Here is a 19,513-nt window from a genome sequence, read left to right on the forward strand (position 1 = left end):
CCGGGGAGACGGGAACGTCTCCCCGGCTCGCGCCGTTACACAGAGACGGACGGCAACGGGTCGAATCTCGGGGCGGGGTTCGTACGGGAGTGCCGTTTATCCTGAGAAGGCGGGCGTGCCGCGCAGAGGGGAAGGGGCGGCTGATGAGCTGGTTCTGGGCGGTGCTCATCATCTTCTGGACGGGAGGCTTCGCCTGGGCGGCCGACAACGTCCGTACCGCACTGCGCAACCGGCATGAGCGCAAGCTGGAGCTCATGGAGGCGGCGAAGCAGGAGCGGCTCGCCGTCGAGGCGGCGCACCAGCCCCCGGAGCCGATCTGCGGCTGCACACATCACCTCGCCAAGCACGACAAGCGGGGGCGCTGCCATGAGCGGGTCGAGGTGGCGACGGCCTGGGACGAGGACAAGAAGCCGGTGCGCTTCGAGGCGGGGCAGTGCAACTGCCAGCAGTACATAGGTCCGCAGCCGCTCTCGCAGGTGTTCGCGGAGCAGCTGACCGACCGGGCGGAGCTAGGCGACGGCGGGGGCGCCGACGAGCATGGTGGGGGCGTCGGCGACCCTGGTCAGGAAGACCGTCGCTGACCGCTTGCCCTGGAGCTTCATCTTGCGGCGGAGTTCCTCCGGTTCGACGGCTGAGCCGCGCTTCTTCACCGTCAGGACGCCGACCTCGCGCTCGCGCAGCAGGGCCTTGAGCTTCTTCATGTTGAACGGCAGCTGATCGGTGATCTCGTAGGCGGTGGCGTACGGGGTCGGGTGCAGCGTGTCGCTCGTGACGTACGCGATCATCGGGTCGATGAGTCCCCCGTCGACCTGCCGGGCGACCTCGGCGACCAGGTGTGCGCGGATGACGGCGCCGTCGGGCTCGTAGAGGTAGCGGCCTACGGGGCGGGGCTCGGGGTCGGGCAGCATCGCGGCCAGGGGCGCGTGGAGCGTCGCGCCGGTGGGCAGGAGGGTGGCGCGCATCGAGGCGGGCTGCGGGGCTGGCGGTGGGGTGGGCTGGGGGGCAGGCTGCGGGGCGGTGCCGCTTCCGGACTCGCCTGTGGATTCGCCCGTGGATTCGCCCGTGGATTCGCCCGTGGACTCGTCCCCGAACCAGAGCACCGCCTCCTTCACATCACCGCCGTCCGAGATCCACTCGGCCTCGACGTCCTCGGGGACCGCCTCGTGCGGGATGCCGGGGGCGATCTTCAGCGCGGCGTACGGGGCCTTGCGAGCGGCCTCCAAGGCCCAGGACAGGGGCGGGGAGTACGCCTCGGGGTCGAAGACGCGGCCGCGTCCGCCCCGGCGCGCCGGGTCCACGAACACCGCGTCGTACCCCGCCGTGTCCACGTCGGCGACCTCCGCGCAGCGCACCTCGATCAGCGCGTCCAGGCCGAGCGCCGCCGCGTTGGCGCGGGCCACCTCGCAGGTCAGCGGGGAGCGGTCCACGGCCAGTACGGAGATCCCGGCGCGGGCCAGCGCGATCGCGTCGCCGCCGATGCCGCAGCACAGGTCCGCCACACTCCGTACGCCCAGGGCGTGGAAGCGCTCCGCGCGGTACGTCGCGACGGTGGTCCGGGTCGCCTGCTCGACACCGTTCGGGGTGAAGTACATCCGCCGCGCGTCGTCGACGCCGAACTTGGCGGCCGCCCGCTGCCGTAGCCGTGCCTGGCCCAGCGCGGCGGAGACCAGCTCGGCCGGGTGGTCGCGGCGCAGCCGGGTGGCGAGCGCCAGCTCCTGGGCGGGGTCGTGGTCGCGCAGTTCGGCGAGCAGGGCCTGGCCCTCGTCGGTGCGCAGGGCGGCGAAGGCGGCCAGCTCGGGGTCGCGGTCGAGGTCGTTCACCCGGCCATTGTCGGCCAGTCGGTGGATCGTGCGCGCCCGGTGGTGGCGCCTGGCCGCCCGGGGCCCGGTGCGCTGACAGGATCCGACGCCATGCGGACAGGACTAGTACGACAAAAGGAAAAGATCGCCGGAAGTGGACGGCGGGGCACCCGGGTCCGAGCGGGCCTTGCCCTCCTCGCCGCGGCCGCCGTCGCGTCCGGCTGCTCCACCAGCGAGTCGGCGAAGCCCCCGGTCGAGCCCGCCCACGGCCAGCAGCAGGCGGAACAGGCCAAGGAACAGGCCAAGAAGCGCGCCGCCCAGCAGCGGGCCGCGAAGGTGGCCGCGGTCAAGCGCTGGGGCCTGGACAAAATGCCGCTGACGCCACCCAAGCCACCGGCCAAGAAGCCGAAGGTCAGTACCCGCCGAGGGTTCGAGGTCGCCGGGCACGAGAACCTGCCGCCCGTCTTCACCACCATCCCGACCAAAGACAAGGTCGTCTTCCTGACGATCGACGATGGTGCCGAGAAGGACCCCGAGCTGCTCAGGATGATGAGCGAGCTGGACATCCCGTACACCGCCTTCCTCAGTGACTACCTGGTGAAGGAGGACTACGGCTATTTCAAGAAGATGCAGGACCACGGCGTCGTCCTGAACAACCACACCCTCAACCACCGCTATCTGCCCGGGCTCTCGTACGCGCAGCAGAAGCGCGAGATCTGCGGGATGCAGGACGTCATCGAGAAGCGCTACGGCAAGCGGCCCGAGCTCTTCCGTCCGCCGTACGGCAACTACAACGGCGACACCCTGCGGGCGGCCAAGGCCTGCGGCATCAAGGCCGTGCCGCTGTGGAATGCCGAGGCCTTCGCGGACCGGATGGACTGGCGCGAGTGGGACCGTGATCTGCATCCCGGCGACATCATCCTCACCCACTTCCGGGGCAAGGGGGACTGGAAGGGCAGCATGCCGGACATGATCCGCCAGATGATGAAGACGGTGACGGACAAGGGGTACGCGGTGGGCAGGCTGGAGGACTACCTCTGAGCCACCGAGACGGGTGCTGGGAGGGCCACTGGGGGCCACTGGAAGGGCCGCCGACAGGAGCGCTGGGAGGGGCGCCGGGAGAGTCCTCGCGACCCGGTCGAGTGGAGTCATTGGCACTCCGCTTGACCGAGTGCTAATCGCGGTCATAGTCTCAGGTCTGGCACTCCCCACCGGAGAGTGCCAACAGCGACGGGCAGGTCCGGCACCCGCGACGACGGATCCACCTGGTCGCCACCCCAAAACAGTTAACCCCGTGAGATCTCCGAAGGGGGAGACCGGACCGTGACGACCACCAGCTCCAAGGTTGCCATCAAGCCGCTTGAGGACCGCATTGTGGTCCAGCCGCTCGACGCCGAGCAGACCACGGCCTCTGGCCTGGTTATTCCGGACACCGCGAAGGAGAAGCCCCAGGAGGGCGCAGTCCTGGCCGTGGGCCCGGGTCGCTTCGAGAACGGCGAGCGGCTGCCGCTCGACGTCAAGGTCGGCGACGTTGTGCTCTACAGCAAGTACGGCGGCACCGAGGTGAAGTACAACGGCGACGAGTACCTCGTCCTCTCGGCTCGCGACGTACTCGCGATCATCGAGAAGTAAGTCACCTGGGAGTCGATGAACTCCCGAAAGTTGTGTACCGCGCCCCTGGCCCCCGTGAATTCAAAAATCGCCGGGTGGACAGGGGCGCGGTTTCTTTTTTGAGAGGACTTGAGACAGCTCCATGGCGAAGATCCTGAAGTTCGACGAGGACGCCCGTCGCGCCCTTGAGCGCGGCGTCAACAAGCTGGCCGACACAGTGAAGGTGACGATCGGCCCCAAGGGCCGCAACGTCGTCATCGACAAGAAGTTCGGCGCCCCCACCATCACCAACGACGGCGTGACCATCGCCCGCGAGGTCGAGGTCGAGGACCCGTACGAGAACCTCGGCGCCCAGCTGGTGAAGGAGGTGGCGACCAAGACCAACGACATCGCTGGTGACGGCACCACCACCGCCACCGTGCTCGCCCAGGCCCTGGTCCGCGAGGGTCTGCGGAACGTCGCCGCCGGCGCGTCCCCGGCCGCCCTGAAGAAGGGCATCGACGCCGCGGTCAAGGCCGTCTCCGACGAGCTGATCGCGACCGCCCGCCCGATCGACTCCAAGGCCGACATCGCCGCCGTCGCCGCGCTGTCCGCGCAGGACAAGCAGATCGGCGAGCTCATCGCCGAGGCGATGGACAAGGTCGGCAAGGACGGTGTCATCACCGTCGAGGAGTCCAACACCTTCGGTGTGGAGCTCGACTTCACCGAGGGCATGGCCTTCGACAAGGGCTACCTGTCGCCGTACATGGTGACCGACCAGGAGCGTATGGAGGCCGTCCTCGACGACCCGTACATCCTGATCCACCAGGGCAAGATCTCCTCGATCCAGGACCTGCTGCCCCTGCTGGAGAAGGTCATCCAGGCCGGTGGCTCCAAGCCGCTGCTGATCATCGCCGAGGACGTCGAGGGCGAGGCGCTCTCCACCCTCGTCGTCAACAAGATCCGCGGCACGTTCAACGCCGTGGCCGTCAAGGCCCCCGGCTTCGGCGACCGCCGCAAGGCGATGCTCGGCGACATGGCCGCCCTCACCGGCGCCACGGTCATCGCCGAAGAGGTCGGCCTCAAGCTGGACCAGGCCGGTCTTGACGTGCTGGGCACCGCCCGCCGCGTCACCATCACCAAGGACGACACCACGATCGTGGACGGCGGCGGCAACGCCGAGGACGTCCAGGGCCGCATCGGCCAGATCAAGGCCGAGATCGAGACCACGGACTCCGACTGGGACCGCGAGAAGCTCCAGGAGCGCCTCGCGAAGCTGGCCGGTGGCGTGTGCGTGATCCGCGTCGGTGCCGCCACCGAGGTGGAGCTCAAGGAGAAGAAGCACCGTCTGGAGGACGCCATCTCCGCGACCCGCGCCGCGGTCGAGGAGGGCATCGTCTCCGGTGGTGGCTCCGCTCTGGTGCACGCCGTCAAGGTGCTCGAGGGCAACCTCGGCAAGGAGGGTGACGAGGCCACCGGTGTCGCCGTCGTCCGCCGCGCCGCCGTCGAGCCGCTGCGCTGGATCGCCGAGAACGCCGGCCTTGAGGGCTACGTCATCACCGCCAAGGTCGCCGAGCTCGACAAGGGCAACGGCTTCAACGCCGCCACCGGTGAGTACGGCGACCTGGTGAAGGCCGGTGTCATCGACCCGGTCAAGGTCACCCGCTCCGCCCTGGAGAACGCCGCGTCGATCGCCTCGCTGCTGCTCACGACCGAGACCCTGGTCGTCGAGAAGCCCGCGGACGAGGACGAGGCCGCCGGTGGCCACGGTCACGGCCACGCGCACTGACCCAGCGCGCACCGACCCAGCGTGCTCTGACTGAGCCGAGCCGCTGAGCCGAGCCGCTGAGCCGAGCTGACGAAGGCCCGGCACCCCGTCGCGGGGTGCCGGGCCTTCGCGCTGCGCTACTTCGGTCCGTACTTGCGGCCGGTACGGGAACTCAGCCCACCGAGCAGAGCGCGCGGGGTCACCTTCACCACGCCCATCATCGCCTTGTACCGCGGGTCGGGGATCGACACCGACTTACCGCGCGCCAGGTCCGCCAGCGCGGCGCTCACCAGTTTGTCCGCGTCCAGCCACAGCCAGCCCGGGATGTTGTCCGTGCCCATCCCGGCCCGCTGGTGGAACTCCGTCCGCACGAACCCGGGACACAGCGCCATCAGCCGCACCCCCGAACCCGCCAGGTCCTTCGCCGCGCCCTGCGTGAACTGCACGACCCACGCCTTCGACGCGCCATAGGTCCCGCGCGGTACGAACGCAGCGACCGAGGCGACGTTGACGACACCGCCGCGCCCACGCTCCCGCATCGACTCGGCGGCCGCCGAGGTCAGCCGGAGCACCGCCTCGCAGTGCACCTTCAGCATCGTGAGCTCGTCGGCCATCGAGACCTCGAGATAACGGCCCTTGTTGCCGAAGCCCGCGTTGTTGACGAGCAGGTCGACCGGGTCCCTGCGGTCACCAAGCCGGGCCTCGACCGCCGCGATGCCGTCGTCGGTCGACAGGTCGGCGGTCAGCACCTCGGCCTCGATGCCGTGCCGGTCGTGCAGTTCGGTCGCCTGCTCCTGGAGCCGTTTGGTGTCGCGGGCGACCAGCACCAGGTTGTGACCATCCGCGGCGAGACGCCGCGCGAAAGCGGCGCCGATGCCTGCGGTCGATCCGGTAATCAGAGCCGTAGTCATGGCCCAAGGCTAGAGCCTGTCCGGTGGCACGCTCAGTGCTGGTGACGCCCCGGCGGCGGCGTCCCCGCCTGCTGTCCCTTCTCGACCACCACGAACTGACCCATCATGCCCAGATCTTCGTGGTACAGAAGATGGCAGTGGTACATGTACGGGACATCCGGGTCAGGTGGCCCGTCGAACCGCATCGCCAGCTTCACCGTCGAGCCGTCCGGTATGAAGACCGTGTCCTTGGCGCCGCGCAGTTCGGGCGGCGGCGCCTGGCCGTCCATCTCCAGTACCCGGAACTGCACGTCGTGCACATGGAAGTTGTGCGCCATGCCGTTGCCGTTGCGTACCGTCCAGACCTCCTCGGTGCCCCGGGTAACGACCTCGTCGATCCGGCCCATGTCCATTTTCCGGCCGTTGATCCCGGACAGCTTCAGGTCGAAGTGCCGCCCGCGCGCGGGGTCCTTGCCTTCGGGGATCTCCAGCTCACCCAGCATGTCGGGGAGTTCGGGGGAAGGGCGCAGGGTGTCACCCGCCCGCAGTTGAAGAATGTCGAAGGAGTCGTCACCACCACCGAAGCGCGTGTTGAAGGCGTCGCCGAGCCGCTGAGGGAAGCTCCGCAGCACGGTCTTCTCGCCCGGCTCCATCCGCACCACGACCTCGGCCCGCTCACCGGGTGACAGCCGCAGATGGCCGCCCATCCGCACCGGCGCCTCCAGCAGCCCGCCGTCGGTGCCGATCAGCGCGAACTGCCTGCTGTCGGAGAACCCGAAGGCGTAGGTGCGCGCGGTCGAGGCGTTGAGCAACCGCAGCCGCACCAGCTCGTCGCCGACTTCCTGGTACGGGGCGAGCGTGCCGTTGACCAGCGTCTGGTCGCCGAGGAAGCCGAGGCTCCGCATCATTCCGCGACCGTGGTCGAACTTGGCGCCGTCGAACTTCGTGTCCTGCACGATGACGGGTATGTCGTCGACGCCGTACGTCCCGGGCAGTGGCAGCCGCGCGGACTTCTCGTCGTCCAGGAGGAACATCCCGGCCAGCCCACGCTGAACGTGCTTCTCCGTGGCACCGTGCGGGTGCGGGTGGTACCAGAGCGTCGCGGCGGGCTGGTCGACCTTCCAGTCGGGGGTCCAGGTGCCGCCCGGTCGCACCATCTGGTGCGGGCCGCCGTCCATCTTCGCGGGCAGGTGCATCCCGTGCCAGTGCACGGTGGACGCCTCGTCCAGGCCGTTGGCTATCCGTACCTTGACCTTCTCGCCGCGCTCGGCGCGCAGCGTCGGCCCGAGATAGCTGCCGTTGAATCCCCAGGTCGGGGTCTGCTGACCGTCCTTGAACTCGGTCTCGCCCGCCTGCATCCGCAGGTCGAAGACCCGCGTACCGTCCTGCTCCACCGTGGAGTCGGCGAGCGGGGGTATGGCCAGCTCGTTGCGGAAGGAGACCTTGCCCACCGTGCTGACGTCGGCGCTCGTCCACAGCCAGGCGACGCCACCGCCGAGCGCGGCGATCAGCACGCCGACGACCACGCCGAGCGTGATCAGCACCCGCTTGAGCCTGCCCGGCTTGCCGCGCCTCTCGCCTCTTCCGCTCCCCGTCTCCTTCATGCCCTTCACGATTCCGCGTCAGGACGCGGCGCAGTATCGGGAAGCGCCCTGAACCGACCCCGGCGCGACCCTGAGCAGACCCTGAGCGCGACCCCCGAGATGGCAAAGGTTCAGTGCCGTATTCGCGCTGCTCCCCAAGCCTCGCTTATGCTCGACGCATGATCGAGGCCCGCCATCTCCGTGTGCTGCGCGCCGTGGCCGCTACCGGCTCCTTTTCCGCCGCCGCCCGCGAACTGGGCTGCACCCAGCCCGCGGTGAGCCAGCAGATGAAGGCCCTTGAGCACTCGACCGGCACGCCGCTGCTGATCCGTACGGGCCGCGAGATGCGCCTGACGCAGGCCGGTGAAGCGCTCGTCCGGCACGCCGCGGGCATCCTCGCCGGACTGACCGCGGCCGAGGAAGAGGTCGCCGCGATCGCCGGGCTGCGCGCGGGCCGGGTGCGCCTGGTCTCCTTCCCCAGCGGCAGCTCGACCCTGGTTCCCACGGCGCTCGCCGCGCTGCGCGCCGCGCACCCGGGCACGCGGGTCTCCCTGGTGGAGGCCGAGCCCCCGCGCTCGGTCGAGATGCTGCGTGAGGGGGACTGCGATGTGGCTCTCGCCTTCCGGTACGAGGGGGCGAGCGCCGCGGACGACTGGAGCGATCTGGTCGTACGGCCGCTCCTCGCCGACCGGCTGGTCGGGCTGGTCCCCGAGGGGCACCGGCTCGCCGACGCGGCGACGGTCGCCATGGGGGACTTCGCCGACGAGCCGTGGATCGCGGGCTGCCCGCGCTGCCGCAAGCAGTTGGTGGAGGTCTGCGAGGGTGCGGGCTTTGTCCCGCGTATCGACTTCGCCACCGACGACTACCCCGCGGTGATCGGCCTGGTCGGCGCCGGTCTCGGGGTGGCGGTACTGCCGGAGCTGGCCCTGGAGTCGGTACGGCCCAAGGGCGCCCGCGCGGTGACGGTGGAGCCCGCGGTGCGGCGCGAGATCGTCGCGCTCACACTCCCCGACCTGGCCCAGGTGCCCGCTGTGGTGGCCACACTCGACCGGCTGGCGGGCGCGGCGGCCCGCTGAAGGGCCCGTCGGCTACAGGGCTGAAGGGCTCGTCGGCTACAGAAACGTTCCTCCGTGTGCCGTCGCTTCGGGAGAGGTCAGTGCCCCGGCGCACTCGCCGCCGAAGCGGTGGACGCCGTGACCAGACGGTGCCGGGCGCGTCCCATGAGTTCTTCGCGTTCGTCTTCGGTGAGTCCACCCCAGACTCCGTACGGTTCGCGTACCGCCAGCGCGTGAGCGGCGCACTCCGCGCGAACCGGGCATCTCATACAGACCTCTTTGGCCGAGGTCTCGCGGGCGCTGCGCGCCGCGCCCCGCTCGCCCTCCGGGTGAAAGAAGAGCGAGCTGTCGACCCCGCGGCAGGCGGCCAGGAGCTGCCAGTCCCACAGGTCTGCGTTTGGTCCGGGAAGGCGGGAGAAATCTGCCATTGCGTGTCCCCTTGCAACCGTGGTGGGCGGGTTCAGTGCCTCATGACCGTACATCTACTGTCCTAGTAGATGAAAATATGATCCATGGTGAATCTAGCTAGAGACACCTACGAAAGGGAAGAAAATCCGCTAAATGGGGCATCGAGTCCGGTGAACCTTCGGTGACCTGCGACGCCCGTCCCGTGTCTGGGCCCTCACGTAGAGTGTCGAAGGGGGTCAGCGGACCCGTAACTCTTTCGAGTGACCGTCGTTGAGAGTGCGAGGCGGTTGAGAACACAAGCACTCGGGCAGATGTCTGAGGGCGTCAATCGCACAGGTGACGATTCGTACCCAGCCTGGAGGCTCAAGGTGACGCGCATCAGCTGCGGAGGGCGGCCATGACATCCGTCCTCGTCTGCGACGACTCCCCGCTTGCCCGAGAGGCGCTCCGCCGTGCGGTCGCGACCGTGCCCGGCGTCGAGCGTGTCACGACGGCGGCCAACGGCGAGGAAGTCCTCCGCCGCTGGGGTGCCGACCGTTCGGACCTGATTCTGATGGACGTACGGATGCCGGGGCTCGGGGGTGTCGAGACCGTACGCCGACTACTCTCCGCTGACCCCGGGGCCCGGATCATCATGCTCACGGTCGCCGAGGATCTCGACGGCGTCGCGCTCGCGGTCGCCGCCGGTGCCCGCGGTTATCTGCACAAGGACGCCTCGCGCGCCGAACTGCGCGCGACCGTCACCCAGGCGCTCGCCGACCCGACCTGGCGGCTCGCCCCGCGCAGACTGCGCTCGGCCGAGATGGGCGCGGCGCCGACCCTCACCGCGCGCGAGATCCAGGTGCTCGAAGGCATGAGCCACGGCCGGTCGAACGCCGAGATCGGCCGCGAGCTGTTCCTCTCCGAGGACACCGTGAAGACCCACGCCAGGCGGCTCTTCAAGAAGCTGGGCGCCTCGGACCGCGCGCACGCCGTGGCGCTCGGTTTCCGCTGGGGCCTGGTCCGCTGAGACCGCGCCGCCGCGAGAGTTCCGGTCCCGGTTCTAGGGTCTGTCCGGCGGATCAGGTCGGGCTGGACGCTCGGTGCGCTGTCTGTGCTGGTGAGCGGGGCGTGGTGCGTGCAGCTGCAAGGCGGAGGATTGAGGCGACGCGGAGCGTCGGTGACTGACGACAACGCCGAGGGGGTCCCTCCCGCCCGAGCTGAGCGAAGCGAGTTCGAGGGTGGGGGCGTGCGTGCCACGCCCCGCGACCCCGGCGTGATCCGCCGGGCAGACCCTAGCCCTGTTCGCGTGTGCGCGGGCGGGGCGGGGGCTGTCCGGAAGTGCCCTTCGTGGTGGTGGCTTACGCCGTTTCCCGCGCGATGCCGCATCCTTGGAGTGTGGAGTTCCTCGGGGACGAGTCGATCGAGCGGGAGGGGAGGGCGCAGGAGATGAGTTCCGGCGCACCTGCTCATAACGCTTCAGTGCACAACTACAGGCGCGGTGTCACGGATCGGTCGGAGCCAGGGCACCATGGACCGATGCGTGACGAAGAGACGACGGCGATTGGTGCCCTCGTCCACCGCGCCGTCGAAGGCGACCAGCAGGCCACCCATGACCTGTTGGCTCACGTACACCCGCTGGCGCTGCGCTACTGCCGCACCAGGCTGTCCCGCCTTCCGGGTGACGCACGGCACTTCGTGGAGGACCTGGCGCAGGAAGTCTGTGTCGCCGTCCTGCTCGCGCTGCCGCGCTACAAGGACACCGGCCGCCCCTTCGAGGCATTCGTCTTCGCCATCGCCGGGCACAAGGTCGCCGACCTCCAGCGAGCCGCGATGCGTCACCCCGGCTCCACCGCCGTGCCGTCCGACGAGATGCCCGAGCGGCCGGACGACTCGCTCGGCCCCGAAGAGCGGGCGCTGCTCAGCAGCGACGCCGAGTGGGCCAAGAAGCTCCTCGCCAATCTGCCCCAGACACAGCGCGAGCTGCTGCTGTTGCGGATCGCCGTCGGGCTCACAGCGGAGGAGACCGGGCAGATGCTGGGGATGTCCCCGGGCGCGGTCCGGGTCGCCCAGCACCGGGCGCTGAGCAGGCTTCGCGCCCTCGCCGAGCAGTGACCCCGTGGACTTCACGGAACCGCACAGCGCGAGCTTCATAGAAGCTTCGTAGAAAAGTACAACGATCGTGATCTGCGGTGGGGCGATCGTGGAATGAAGTACCGCTGAGGCCCGTTAGCATGGTGGTCCGCGGCTGGCAAGAGCATTGGGGAAGGTGTCATGACTGATCTCGTCGACGACGGAGCCGGAGCGCCGGAGAAATTCGCGATGCTCGGGCTGACCTACGACGACGTCCTGCTGCTGCCGGGCGCCTCCGAAGTGCTGCCGAACAAGGTCGACACCACGACCCGGATCTCCCGGAACGTGACGGTGAACCTCCCCCTGCTGTCCGCCGCGATGGACAAGGTCACCGAGGCGCGGATGGCCATCGCCATGGCGCGCCAGGGCGGCGCCGGTGTGCTGCACCGCAATCTCTCCATCGAGGACCAGGCCAACCAGGTCGACCTGGTGAAGCGCTCCGAGTCCGGCATGGTGACCGACCCGATCACGGTCTCGCCGGACGCCACGCTGCACGACGCCGACGCCCTGTGCGCCAAGTTCCGTATCAGCGGTGTCCCGGTCACCGACCCCGCGGGCAAGCTGCTCGGCATCGTCACCAACCGCGACATGGCCTTCGAGCTGGACCGCTCGCGTCAGGTCCGCGAGGTCATGACGCCGATGCCGCTGGTCACTGGCAAGGTCGGCATCTCCGGTGATGACGCCATGGAGCTGCTGCGCCGCCACAAGATCGAGAAGCTGCCGCTGGTCGACGACGCGGGCATCCTCAAGGGCCTCATCACGGTCAAGGACTTCGTCAAGGCCGAGAAGTACCCGAACGCCGCCAAGGACGCCGAGGGCCGCCTGGTCGTCGGTGCCGCGGTCGGCGTCGGCGACGAGGCGTACGACCGGGCGCAGGCCCTGGTCGAGGCCGGGGTCGACTTCCTGGTCGTGGACAGCGCGCACGGCCACAGCCGCGGCATCCTCGACATGATCGCCAAGCTGAAGACCCACATCAACGTCGACATCGTGGGCGGTAACGTCGCCACGCGCGACGGCGCCCAGGCCCTGATCGACGCCGGTGTGGACGGCGTCAAGGTCGGCGTGGGACCCGGCTCCATCTGCACCACCCGGGTCGTCGCCGGTATCGGCGTCCCCCAGGTCACCGCCATCTACGAGGCGGCGAAGGCCTGCGGCCCCGCGGGCGTGCCGCTCATCGGCGACGGCGGACTGCAGTACAGCGGCGACATCGCCAAGGCGATCGCCGCCGGTGCCGACGCGGTGATGCTCGGCTCGCTGCTCGCGGGCTGCGAGGAGTCGCCGGGCGAGATGGTCTTCATCAACGGCAAGCAGTTCAAGTCCTACCGGGGCATGGGCTCGCTGGGCGCGATGCAGTCGCGTGGCCAGGCCCGCTCGTACTCGAAGGACCGTTACTTCCAGGACAACGTCCTGTCCGAGGACAAGCTGGTCCCCGAGGGCATCGAGGGCCAGGTGCCCTACCGCGGACCGCTCGCCTCGGTCTCGCACCAGCTGATCGGCGGTCTGCGGGCCTCCATGGGGTACGTCGGCTCGGCGGACATCCCGGAGCTGAAGGCCAAGGGCCGGTTCGTACGGATCTCGGCGGCCGGTCTCAAGGAGAGCCACCCGCACGACATCGCCATGACGGTCGAGGCGCCGAACTACTCGCGCCGCTGACCCTCGTTTGACCCGAAGACCGGCGCTTACGAGCCCGCGGGCGACGCCGCCCGCGGGCTCGGCCGCGTGTGCCGGGGACCGCGTCGGGGATACTGGTACGCGCAGACCGGAGACTGGAAAGGCCACCCAACGTGACTGAGATCGAGATCGGGCGCGGCAAGCGCGGCCGCAGGGCGTACGCGTTCGACGACATCGCCATCGTGCCGAGCCGCCGCACCCGGGACCCGAAGGAGGTCTCGATCGCCTGGCAGATCGACGCCTACCGCTTTGAGCTGCCGTTCCTGGCCGCTCCCATGGACTCGGTCGTCTCGCCGCAGACCGCCATCCGGATCGGTGAGCTGGGGGGCCTGGGCGTACTGAACCTCGAGGGCCTGTGGACCCGGTACGAGGACCCGCAGCCGCTGCTCGACGAGATCGCCGCGCTTGACCCGGAGACCGCCACCCGGCGCCTCCAGGAGATCTACGCCGCCCCGATCAAGGAAGAGCTGATCGGGCAGCGCATCAAGGAGGTGCGCGACTCGGGCGTGGTGACCGCCGCCGCCCTGTCGCCGCAGCGCACCGCGCAGTTCTCCAAGGCCGTGGTCGACGCCGGTGTGGACATCTTCGTGATCCGCGGCACGACCGTGTCGGCCGAGCATGTGTCCGGTGCCGCCGAACCGCTGAACCTCAAGCAGTTCATCTACGAGCTGGACGTCCCGGTCATCGTCGGTGGCTGCGCCACCTACACGGCCGCGCTGCACCTGATGCGCACCGGTGCCGCCGGTGTGCTGGTCGGCTTCGGCGGCGGGGCCGCGCACACCACCCGTAACGTGCTGGGCATCCAGGTGCCGATGGCGAGCGCGGTCTCCGATGTCGCGGCCGCCCGCCGTGACTACATGGACGAGTCCGGCGGTCGCTACGTCCACGTCATCGCGGACGGTGGCGTGGGCTGGTCCGGCGACCTGCCCAAGGCCATCGCCTGCGGCGCGGACGCCGTGATGATGGGCTCCCCGCTGGCCCGCGCCACGGACGCGCCCGCTCCGGGCCACCACTGGGGCATGGAGGCCGTGCACGAGGACGTGCCGCGCGGCAAGAAGGTCGGCCTGGGCACGGTCGGCACGACCGAGGAGATCCTCACCGGCCCCTCGCACCGCCCGGACGGCTCGATGAACCTCTTCGGCGCGCTGCGCCGCTCGATGGCGACCACCGGCTACAGCGACCTCAAGGAGTTCCAGCGGGTCGAGGTCACGGTGGCGGACTCCCAGCACCACCGCTGACACCACCGTACGAGTACGCGAAGGCCCGCACCGATGGTGCGGGCCTTCGCGCGTTCCTGGTCGGCCGTCAGAGCCGGTGCGCCGCGCCCACCGGGCTCGCGCCACGGGTGTCCAGGAGGAGCTGAGCCTTGACCGCGAGTCCCTGGAGGTCGTACGTGCGGTGGGACTGCAGCAGGATCGTCAGATCGGCCTCGGCCGCGGCCTCGTAGAGGGAGTCGGCGCGCGGGACAGGGCAGCCGAGCACACGCCAGTGCGGGATGTACGGGTCGTGGTAGCTGATCGTGGCGCCCATCTCCATCAGCCGGGTGGCGATCTCCTGGGCCGGGGCGCCCTGCTGGTCGGCGAGGTCGGGTTTGTAGGTGGTGCCGAGGAGCAGGACGCGGGCGCCACGGGCCGACTTGCCGTGCTCGTTGAGGAGGGTCGCGGCGCGCTGGATGACGTACTGCGGCATCCGCTGGTTGATCTCCTGCGCCAGCCCGACCATCCGCAGCGGGTGGCCCGGGGTGCGCGTGGTGTGCGGGAGGTTGTTGGGGTCCAGGGGGACGGCGTGGCCGCCGACGCCGGGTCCTGGACGGAAGGCCTGAAAGCCGAAGGGCTTGGTCTCGGCGCAGCGGATGACGTCCCAGAGGTCGACGCCGAGGTCGTGGCAGAGCACGGCCATCTCGTTGACCAGGGCGATGTTGACGTGCCGGTAGTTGGTCTCCAGGAGGTGGACGGTCTCGGCCTCTCGCGTGCCACGCGCGCGTACGACCTTGTCGGTGAGCCGTCCGTAGAAGGCGGCGGCCGACTCGGTGCAGGCCGGGGTGAGGCCGCCGATCACCTTGGGGGTGTTGGTGTAGCCGTGGGTGCGGCTGCCCGGGTCCAGGCGGCCGGGGGAGTAGGCGAGGTGGAAGTCGCGGCCCGCGCGCAGTCCTGAGCCCTCTTCGAGCAGGGGGCGCAGGAAATCGTCGGTGGTCCCCGGGTACGCGGGTGACTCCAGGATGACCGTGGTGTGCGGGCGCATCCGGGCGGCCAGCGCGCGGGCCGCGTCGGCCACTTGGGTGAGGTCGAGAGCGCGGTCGGCGCCGAGCGGGGTGGGGGCGCAGATGACGGCGGTGCGCACCCGGCCCAGTTCGGCCGCGTTGGTGGTGGGCCGGAAGCCGCCCGCGAGCATCCGGCGCAGGTCGGCGGCGGTGAGCGGGCCTTCGTCCGCGGGCAGGCGGCCCGCGACGAGTGCGGGGGTGTGCCGGGTGTCGTAGGCGAGGGTCTCGATACCGGCCGAGACGGCGGCCTGGGCGAGGGGCAGGCCGAGGTGGCCGATTCCGACGACGGCGAGATCTGCGGGCATGGCGGTGGGCCGTCCTTCCCAATAGCCGGAGCGGGAGGAGCGCGCAAGCCCTGTGGACAGAACGAGCGAGCGCAATGTCAGGTTAGGAGTAAATATGACCGATATGCCGCATTGGGGAGTGTCATTCTGCGGAGTGTTGTCCACAGGCGGTGGCTGAAGTCGGCGGTTGGCTACAGAATCGAGCGTGTGAGCCCGACCACACGGGGGCGACGGGAGGCAGCGGTGAGGACAACGACTCTGGGACCGGCCGAGCGGGCCGAGGCACTTGCGGCGATGGCCGAGCGAGAACTCGACGTGCTGGTCGTGGGTGCGGGCGTGGTCGGCGCGGGCACCGCGCTCGACGCCGTGACCCGTGGGCTCTCCACCGGCATCGTCGAGGCGCGCGACTGGGCGTCGGGCACGTCGAGCCGGTCCAGCAAGCTCATCCACGGCGGGCTGCGCTATCTGGAGATGCTCGACTTCGCGCTCGTACGGGAGGCCCTCAAGGAGCGTGGGCTGCTGTTGGAGCGGATCGCTCCGCATCTGGTGAAGCCGGTGCCGTTCCTGTACCCGCTCAAGGGCAAGGGCTGGGAGCGGGTGTACGCGGGCTCGGGCGTGGCGCTCTATGACGCCATGTCGATGTCGAAGGCGCACGGGCGCGGGCTGCCCCTGCACCGGCACCTCACTCGACGTCATGCTCTGCGGGTTGCCCCGTGCTTGAAGAAGGACGCGCTGATCGGCGCGATGCAGTACTACGACGCCCAGATGGACGATGCCCGCTATGTCACCACGCTGGTGCGTACGGCGTCGGCGTACGGCGCCAAGGCCGCCAACCGCGCGCGGGTCACCGGGTTTCTGCGCGAGGGCGAGCGCGTAGTAGGCGCCCGGGTGCAGGACCTCGAGGGCGGCGGCGAGTACGAGATCAGGGCCCGGCAGATCGTCAACGCCACCGGGGTGTGGACGGACGACACCCAGGCGATGGTCGGAGAGCGCGGCCAGTTCCACGTACGGGCCTCCAAGGGCATCCACCTGGTGGTGCCCAAGGACCGGATCAACTCGACCACCGGGCTGATCCTGCGCACCGAGAAGAGCGTGCTGTTCGTGATCCCGTGGGGGCGGCACTGGATCGTGGGCACCACGGACACCGACTGGGACCTGGACAAGGCACACCCGGCGGCGTCCAGCGCGGACATCGACTACCTCCTGGAGCATGTGAACTCGGTGCTCGCGGTGCCCCTCACGCGCGACGACGTCCAGGGGGTCTACGCGGGGCTACGGCCGTTGCTGGCCGGGGAGTCGGACGCCACCAGCAAGCTGTCGCGGGAGCACACGGTCGCGCATCCGGTGCCGGGCCTGGTGGTCATCGCGGGCGGCAAGTACACGACGTACCGGGTGATGGCCAAGGATGCCGTGGACGAGGCGGTCCACGGCCTGGACCAACGGGTCGCCGACTGCGTCACGGAGGACATCGCGCTGGTAGGCGCCGAGGGGTACAAGGCGCTGTGGAACGCGCGAGCGCGGATCGCCGCGGAGACGGGGCTCCATGTGGTGCGGGTGGAACACCTGTTGAACCGCTACGGCTCGCTCACCGAGGAACTGCTGGAGCTGATCGCGGCGGACAGCTCGCTGGGAGCGCCGCTGACGGGCGCGGAGGACTACCTGCGGGCCGAGGTCGTCTACGCCGCCTCGCACGAAGGGGCCCGGCATCTGGACGATGTGCTGACCCGCCGTACGCGTATCTCCATTGAGACCTTCGACCGGGGCACGCGCAGTGCGCGGGAGTGTGCCGAACTGATGGCGAAGGTCCTGGGCTGGGACAAGGACCAGATCGAGCGCGAGGTGGAGCACTACGAGAAGCGGGTGGAAGCCGAGCGGGAGTCGCAGCGGCAGCCGGACGATCTGACCGCCGACGCGGCGAGGTTGGGGGCGCCGGACATCGTGCCGCGGTAGGAGGGGCTCCGGGGGCGCGGCGGGACGTCTAGCCCGCCGTAGCCCGCCGTGGCTCTGGTTCGGGGGGCGCGTGCGCAGGTCAGAGCGGTGTGGCGGGAATCAGCCGTGGCGTTGGGCCGAGAGGGCCACCCCCGGCCGGGGCGGGCCCTGGCATGGGGGACAATGGGGGCTCTGCCAGGGCTGGTTGTCTGCGGCGACCTGACAGGCAACGTGGGGCACGGCGACGCAGAGGGGACGCATGTCGGAGGCGGAGCAGCCGAAGGAGGCCGGTCAGGGCACGGGCGCGCGCCTGCTGGCCGGGCGGTACCGGCTGGGAGATGTGCTCGGGCGCGGTGGCATGGGGACCGTCTGGCGGGCGGTCGATGAGACGCTGGGCCGCACGGTCGCGGTCAAGGAACTGCGCTTCCCCTCAAGCATCGACGAGGAGGAGAAGCGGCGGCTCATCACCCGAACGCTGCGCGAGGCCAAGGCGATCGCCCGGATCCGCAACAACGCCGCGATCACCGTCTTCGACGTCGTGGACGAGGACGACCGGCCGTGGATCGTGATGGAGCTCGTCGAGGGCAAGTCGCTCGCCGAAGCCGTACGTGAGGACGGCCTGCTGACGCCGAAGCGCGCGGCCGAAGTCGGCCTCGCCATCCTGGACGTCCTGCGCGCCGCGCACCGCGAGGGGATCCTGCACCGCGATGTGAAGCCGTCGAACGTACTGATCGCCGAAGACGGGCGGGTCGTCCTCACCGACTTCGGCATCGCGCAGGTCGAGGGCGATCCGTCTATCACCTCGACCGGCATGCTGGTCGGCGCGCCCTCGTACATCTCGCCGGAGCGGGCGCGCGGCCACAAGCCGGGGCCCGCCGCCGACCTGTGGTCACTGGGCGGTCTGTTGTACGCCTCGGTCGAGGGCTGCCCGCCGTACGACAAGGGCTCGGCGATCGCCACGCTCACCGCCGTGATGACCGAGCCGCTGGACCCGCCGAAGAACGCGGGCCCCCGGCTGGAGAAGGTCATCTACGGGCTCCTCGTCAAGGACCCGGCGCAGCGGCTCGACGAGGTGGGCGCGCGGGCGCTGCTGAACGAAGTGCTGGACGCGCCGGACCCGGCCCCCGAGGAGTCGGCGGCCGAGGCGCCGCAGGACGCGACGAAGGCGGTGCCGCTGCCGTCGGAGTCCGCGCGCGGGGGTGCGATGGCGGCGGCGGGCGCCGGTCCTGCGGTGACGAACCGCTCGGAGCCTGGGCGTCCGGGGACCGGCGCGGCGTCCGGGTCGGGGGCGCTGGCCCGCGTCAGACAGGTGCCGCGACGGACGCTGGTGCTCGTGGCGGCCTTCGCCGCGCTCGCCCTGATCGGGGTCGTACTCGGCGTCGCGCTCACCGGGAACGACGGCGGCCAGCAGGACAACAAGGGCCAGGGCGGCGACCAGTCCGTGTCGAGCGGCGCCGCCGCCGGAACCGACGACGGCCAGAGCCAGGGCAAGGACGGCAACAAGGGCGACGGCCAGGGCAGCGAGAAGGACAGGAGCGACCAGGACGGCAAGGACAACCAGGGCGACCAGGGCGAGGGCGACGAGGATACGGACAAGGGGCAGGACGACGCCGGGAAGGGCGACGGCGATGACGGCGGCAAGGACGCCGGGGACGATGGCCTGCCCGACGGGTACAAGCAGGTGTCTGACGCCGAGTTCCGCTTCTCCATGGCGATGCCCGAGAGCTTCCGCCCGACGGCCATAGCGGGACAGAACTCCGGCCGGATATACAGCGAGTCCGGCGGGTTCCCGCGCGTCCAGGTCGACTTCACCTCCAGCCCGGGTGACGACGCCGTCGCCGCCTGGAGGGGGCTGGTGCCCGCCGTCGCCAGCAGCAGCACCAACTTCAAGCTGCTCGGCATCCACAAGGTCGACGACTACAACGGCTATCCGACCGTGGCCGATTGGCAGTTCGAGCGTGAGCAGAACGGCGAGCGGGTACGGGTCCTCAACCGGGGCTTCAAGGTCGACGCCGGCCGCGGCTACTCGATCATGATCAGTTGCAAGGTGTCGGAGTGGGACGGCGATGAGTGCGGCACGCTGCGCAAGACGTCGTTCGACACGTTCCGGCCCGCGAACTGAGCGGGGCGGTTTGCCAAGACCCGGCTCCACGGCGGGTCGAGG

Annotated in this window: 16 protein-coding genes; 11 read left to right on the forward strand and 5 right to left on the reverse strand. The window is 70.0% G+C overall.

Features of this window, described 5'->3' with window-relative positions:
- Nucleotides 1-143: 143 nt before the first annotated feature.
- Nucleotides 144-581 (forward strand): hypothetical protein, encoded by a 438-nt coding sequence (locus GCN81_RS23005; RefSeq protein ID WP_231626447.1) that lies wholly within the window; start codon nucleotides 144-146, stop codon nucleotides 579-581.
- Here GCN81_RS23005 and GCN81_RS23010 read toward each other — a convergent pair.
- Complete coding sequence (locus GCN81_RS23010; RefSeq protein WP_407697948.1) at nucleotides 510-1,820, reverse strand: class I SAM-dependent methyltransferase; 1,311 nt, start codon at nucleotides 1,818-1,820, stop codon at nucleotides 510-512. The genes GCN81_RS23005 and GCN81_RS23010 overlap by 72 nt on opposite strands.
- A 90-nt stretch (nucleotides 1,821-1,910) precedes the next feature.
- Here GCN81_RS23010 and GCN81_RS23015 point away from each other — a divergent pair, with 90 nt between their 5' ends.
- From GCN81_RS23015 to groL, 3 genes are all read left to right on the forward strand, one after another.
- On the forward strand, nucleotides 1,911-2,840 hold the full coding sequence (locus tag GCN81_RS23015; protein ID WP_156722981.1) for a polysaccharide deacetylase family protein: 930 nt from the start codon (nucleotides 1,911-1,913) through the stop codon (nucleotides 2,838-2,840).
- 282 nt (nucleotides 2,841-3,122) lie between these two features.
- Nucleotides 3,123-3,431 carry a co-chaperone GroES gene (gene groES, locus GCN81_RS23020; protein ID WP_066995800.1) on the forward strand — a complete coding sequence of 103 codons (309 nt, stop codon included), beginning with the start codon at nucleotides 3,123-3,125 and terminating at the stop codon, nucleotides 3,429-3,431.
- Nucleotides 3,432-3,552: 121 nt separating this feature from the next.
- Nucleotides 3,553-5,178, forward strand: a complete 1,626-nt coding sequence (groL, locus tag GCN81_RS23025) for a chaperonin GroEL (RefSeq protein ID WP_156722982.1) — start codon at nucleotides 3,553-3,555, stop codon at nucleotides 5,176-5,178.
- Nucleotides 5,179-5,294: 116 nt separating this feature from the next.
- On the opposite strand, the gene GCN81_RS23030 is transcribed toward groL, so the two are convergent.
- Both GCN81_RS23030 and GCN81_RS23035 read right to left on the reverse strand, forming a co-directional pair.
- Entirely contained in the window at nucleotides 5,295-6,068 is a 774-nt protein-coding gene (locus GCN81_RS23030; protein WP_156722984.1) for an SDR family NAD(P)-dependent oxidoreductase, read from the reverse strand.
- A 32-nt stretch (nucleotides 6,069-6,100) separates the two neighbouring features.
- The gene (locus GCN81_RS23035; RefSeq protein ID WP_156722986.1) at nucleotides 6,101-7,651 is read right to left on the reverse strand and encodes a multicopper oxidase family protein; all 1,551 of its coding nucleotides are present in this window, start codon (nucleotides 7,649-7,651) and stop codon (nucleotides 6,101-6,103) included.
- A gap of 158 nt (nucleotides 7,652-7,809) precedes the next feature.
- Between GCN81_RS23035 and GCN81_RS23040 the strand changes: the two genes are divergently transcribed.
- On the forward strand, nucleotides 7,810-8,706 hold the full coding sequence (locus GCN81_RS23040) for a LysR family transcriptional regulator (RefSeq protein ID WP_156722987.1): 897 nt from the start codon (nucleotides 7,810-7,812) through the stop codon (nucleotides 8,704-8,706).
- Nucleotides 8,707-8,783: 77 nt separating this feature from the next.
- Here GCN81_RS23040 and GCN81_RS23045 read toward each other — a convergent pair whose 3' ends face one another.
- Nucleotides 8,784-9,113 carry a WhiB family transcriptional regulator gene (locus tag GCN81_RS23045; protein ID WP_156722989.1) on the reverse strand — a complete coding sequence of 110 codons (330 nt, stop codon included), beginning with the start codon at nucleotides 9,111-9,113 and terminating at the stop codon, nucleotides 8,784-8,786.
- A 377-nt stretch (nucleotides 9,114-9,490) separates the two neighbouring features.
- Here GCN81_RS23045 and GCN81_RS23050 point away from each other — a divergent pair, with 377 nt between their 5' ends.
- From GCN81_RS23050 to GCN81_RS23065, 4 genes are all read left to right on the forward strand, one after another.
- Entirely contained in the window at nucleotides 9,491-10,102 is a 612-nt protein-coding gene (locus tag GCN81_RS23050; RefSeq protein ID WP_003948568.1) for a response regulator transcription factor, read from the forward strand.
- 509 nt (nucleotides 10,103-10,611) lie between these two features.
- The gene (locus tag GCN81_RS23055) at nucleotides 10,612-11,187 is read left to right on the forward strand and encodes a sigma-70 family RNA polymerase sigma factor (protein ID WP_156722991.1); all 576 of its coding nucleotides are present in this window, start codon (nucleotides 10,612-10,614) and stop codon (nucleotides 11,185-11,187) included.
- A gap of 159 nt (nucleotides 11,188-11,346) precedes the next feature.
- The gene (gene guaB / locus GCN81_RS23060; RefSeq protein ID WP_156722993.1) at nucleotides 11,347-12,858 is read left to right on the forward strand and encodes an IMP dehydrogenase; all 1,512 of its coding nucleotides are present in this window, start codon (nucleotides 11,347-11,349) and stop codon (nucleotides 12,856-12,858) included.
- 131 nt (nucleotides 12,859-12,989) lie between these two features.
- Nucleotides 12,990-14,114: a GuaB3 family IMP dehydrogenase-related protein gene (locus tag GCN81_RS23065; protein WP_156722994.1), complete on the forward strand. Its 1,125-nt coding sequence runs from the start codon at nucleotides 12,990-12,992 to the stop codon at nucleotides 14,112-14,114.
- A gap of 67 nt (nucleotides 14,115-14,181) precedes the next feature.
- Here the strand turns inward: GCN81_RS23065 and GCN81_RS23070 are convergent, their stop codons facing one another.
- Entirely contained in the window at nucleotides 14,182-15,441 is a 1,260-nt protein-coding gene (locus tag GCN81_RS23070; RefSeq protein ID WP_156722996.1) for a nucleotide sugar dehydrogenase, read from the reverse strand.
- Between the two features lie 222 nt (nucleotides 15,442-15,663).
- Here GCN81_RS23070 and GCN81_RS23075 point away from each other — a divergent pair, with 222 nt between their 5' ends.
- Together GCN81_RS23075 and GCN81_RS23080 are read left to right on the forward strand one after the other, a co-directional pair.
- Nucleotides 15,664-17,370 (forward strand): glycerol-3-phosphate dehydrogenase/oxidase, encoded by a 1,707-nt coding sequence (locus GCN81_RS23075; protein WP_156722998.1) that lies wholly within the window; start codon nucleotides 15,664-15,666, stop codon nucleotides 17,368-17,370.
- Nucleotides 17,371-17,608: 238 nt separating this feature from the next.
- Nucleotides 17,609-19,471: a serine/threonine-protein kinase gene (locus GCN81_RS23080; protein WP_156722999.1), complete on the forward strand. Its 1,863-nt coding sequence runs from the start codon at nucleotides 17,609-17,611 to the stop codon at nucleotides 19,469-19,471.
- Nucleotides 19,472-19,513: the final 42 nt, after the last annotated feature.

The organism is Streptomyces apocyni (genome assembly GCF_009739465.1).
Lineage (GTDB): Bacteria > Actinomycetota > Actinomycetes > Streptomycetales > Streptomycetaceae > Streptomyces > Streptomyces apocyni.

Bases quoted from the DNA above. Each gene is read 5' to 3' on its own strand.
- GCN81_RS23005 (WP_231626447.1), top strand. From the start codon at position 144: ATGAGCTGGTTCTGGGCGGTGCTCATCATCTTCTGGACGGGAGGCTTC.
- GCN81_RS23015 (WP_156722981.1), top strand. From the start codon at position 1,911: ATGCGGACAGGACTAGTACGACAAAAGGAAAAGATCGCCGGAAGTGGA.
- groL (WP_156722982.1), top strand. From the start codon at position 3,553: ATGGCGAAGATCCTGAAGTTCGACGAGGACGCCCGTCGCGCCCTTGAG.
- GCN81_RS23030 (WP_156722984.1), bottom strand. From the start codon at position 6,068: ATGACTACGGCTCTGATTACCGGATCGACCGCAGGCATCGGCGCCGCT.
- GCN81_RS23035 (WP_156722986.1), bottom strand. From the start codon at position 7,651: ATGAAGGAGACGGGGAGCGGAAGAGGCGAGAGGCGCGGCAAGCCGGGC.
- GCN81_RS23040 (WP_156722987.1), top strand. From the start codon at position 7,810: ATGATCGAGGCCCGCCATCTCCGTGTGCTGCGCGCCGTGGCCGCTACC.
- GCN81_RS23045 (WP_156722989.1), bottom strand. From the start codon at position 9,113: ATGGCAGATTTCTCCCGCCTTCCCGGACCAAACGCAGACCTGTGGGAC.
- GCN81_RS23050 (WP_003948568.1), top strand. From the start codon at position 9,491: ATGACATCCGTCCTCGTCTGCGACGACTCCCCGCTTGCCCGAGAGGCG.
- GCN81_RS23055 (WP_156722991.1), top strand. From the start codon at position 10,612: ATGCGTGACGAAGAGACGACGGCGATTGGTGCCCTCGTCCACCGCGCC.
- guaB (WP_156722993.1), top strand. From the start codon at position 11,347: ATGACTGATCTCGTCGACGACGGAGCCGGAGCGCCGGAGAAATTCGCG.
- GCN81_RS23070 (WP_156722996.1), bottom strand. From the start codon at position 15,441: ATGCCCGCAGATCTCGCCGTCGTCGGAATCGGCCACCTCGGCCTGCCC.
- GCN81_RS23080 (WP_156722999.1), top strand. From the start codon at position 17,609: ATGTCGGAGGCGGAGCAGCCGAAGGAGGCCGGTCAGGGCACGGGCGCG.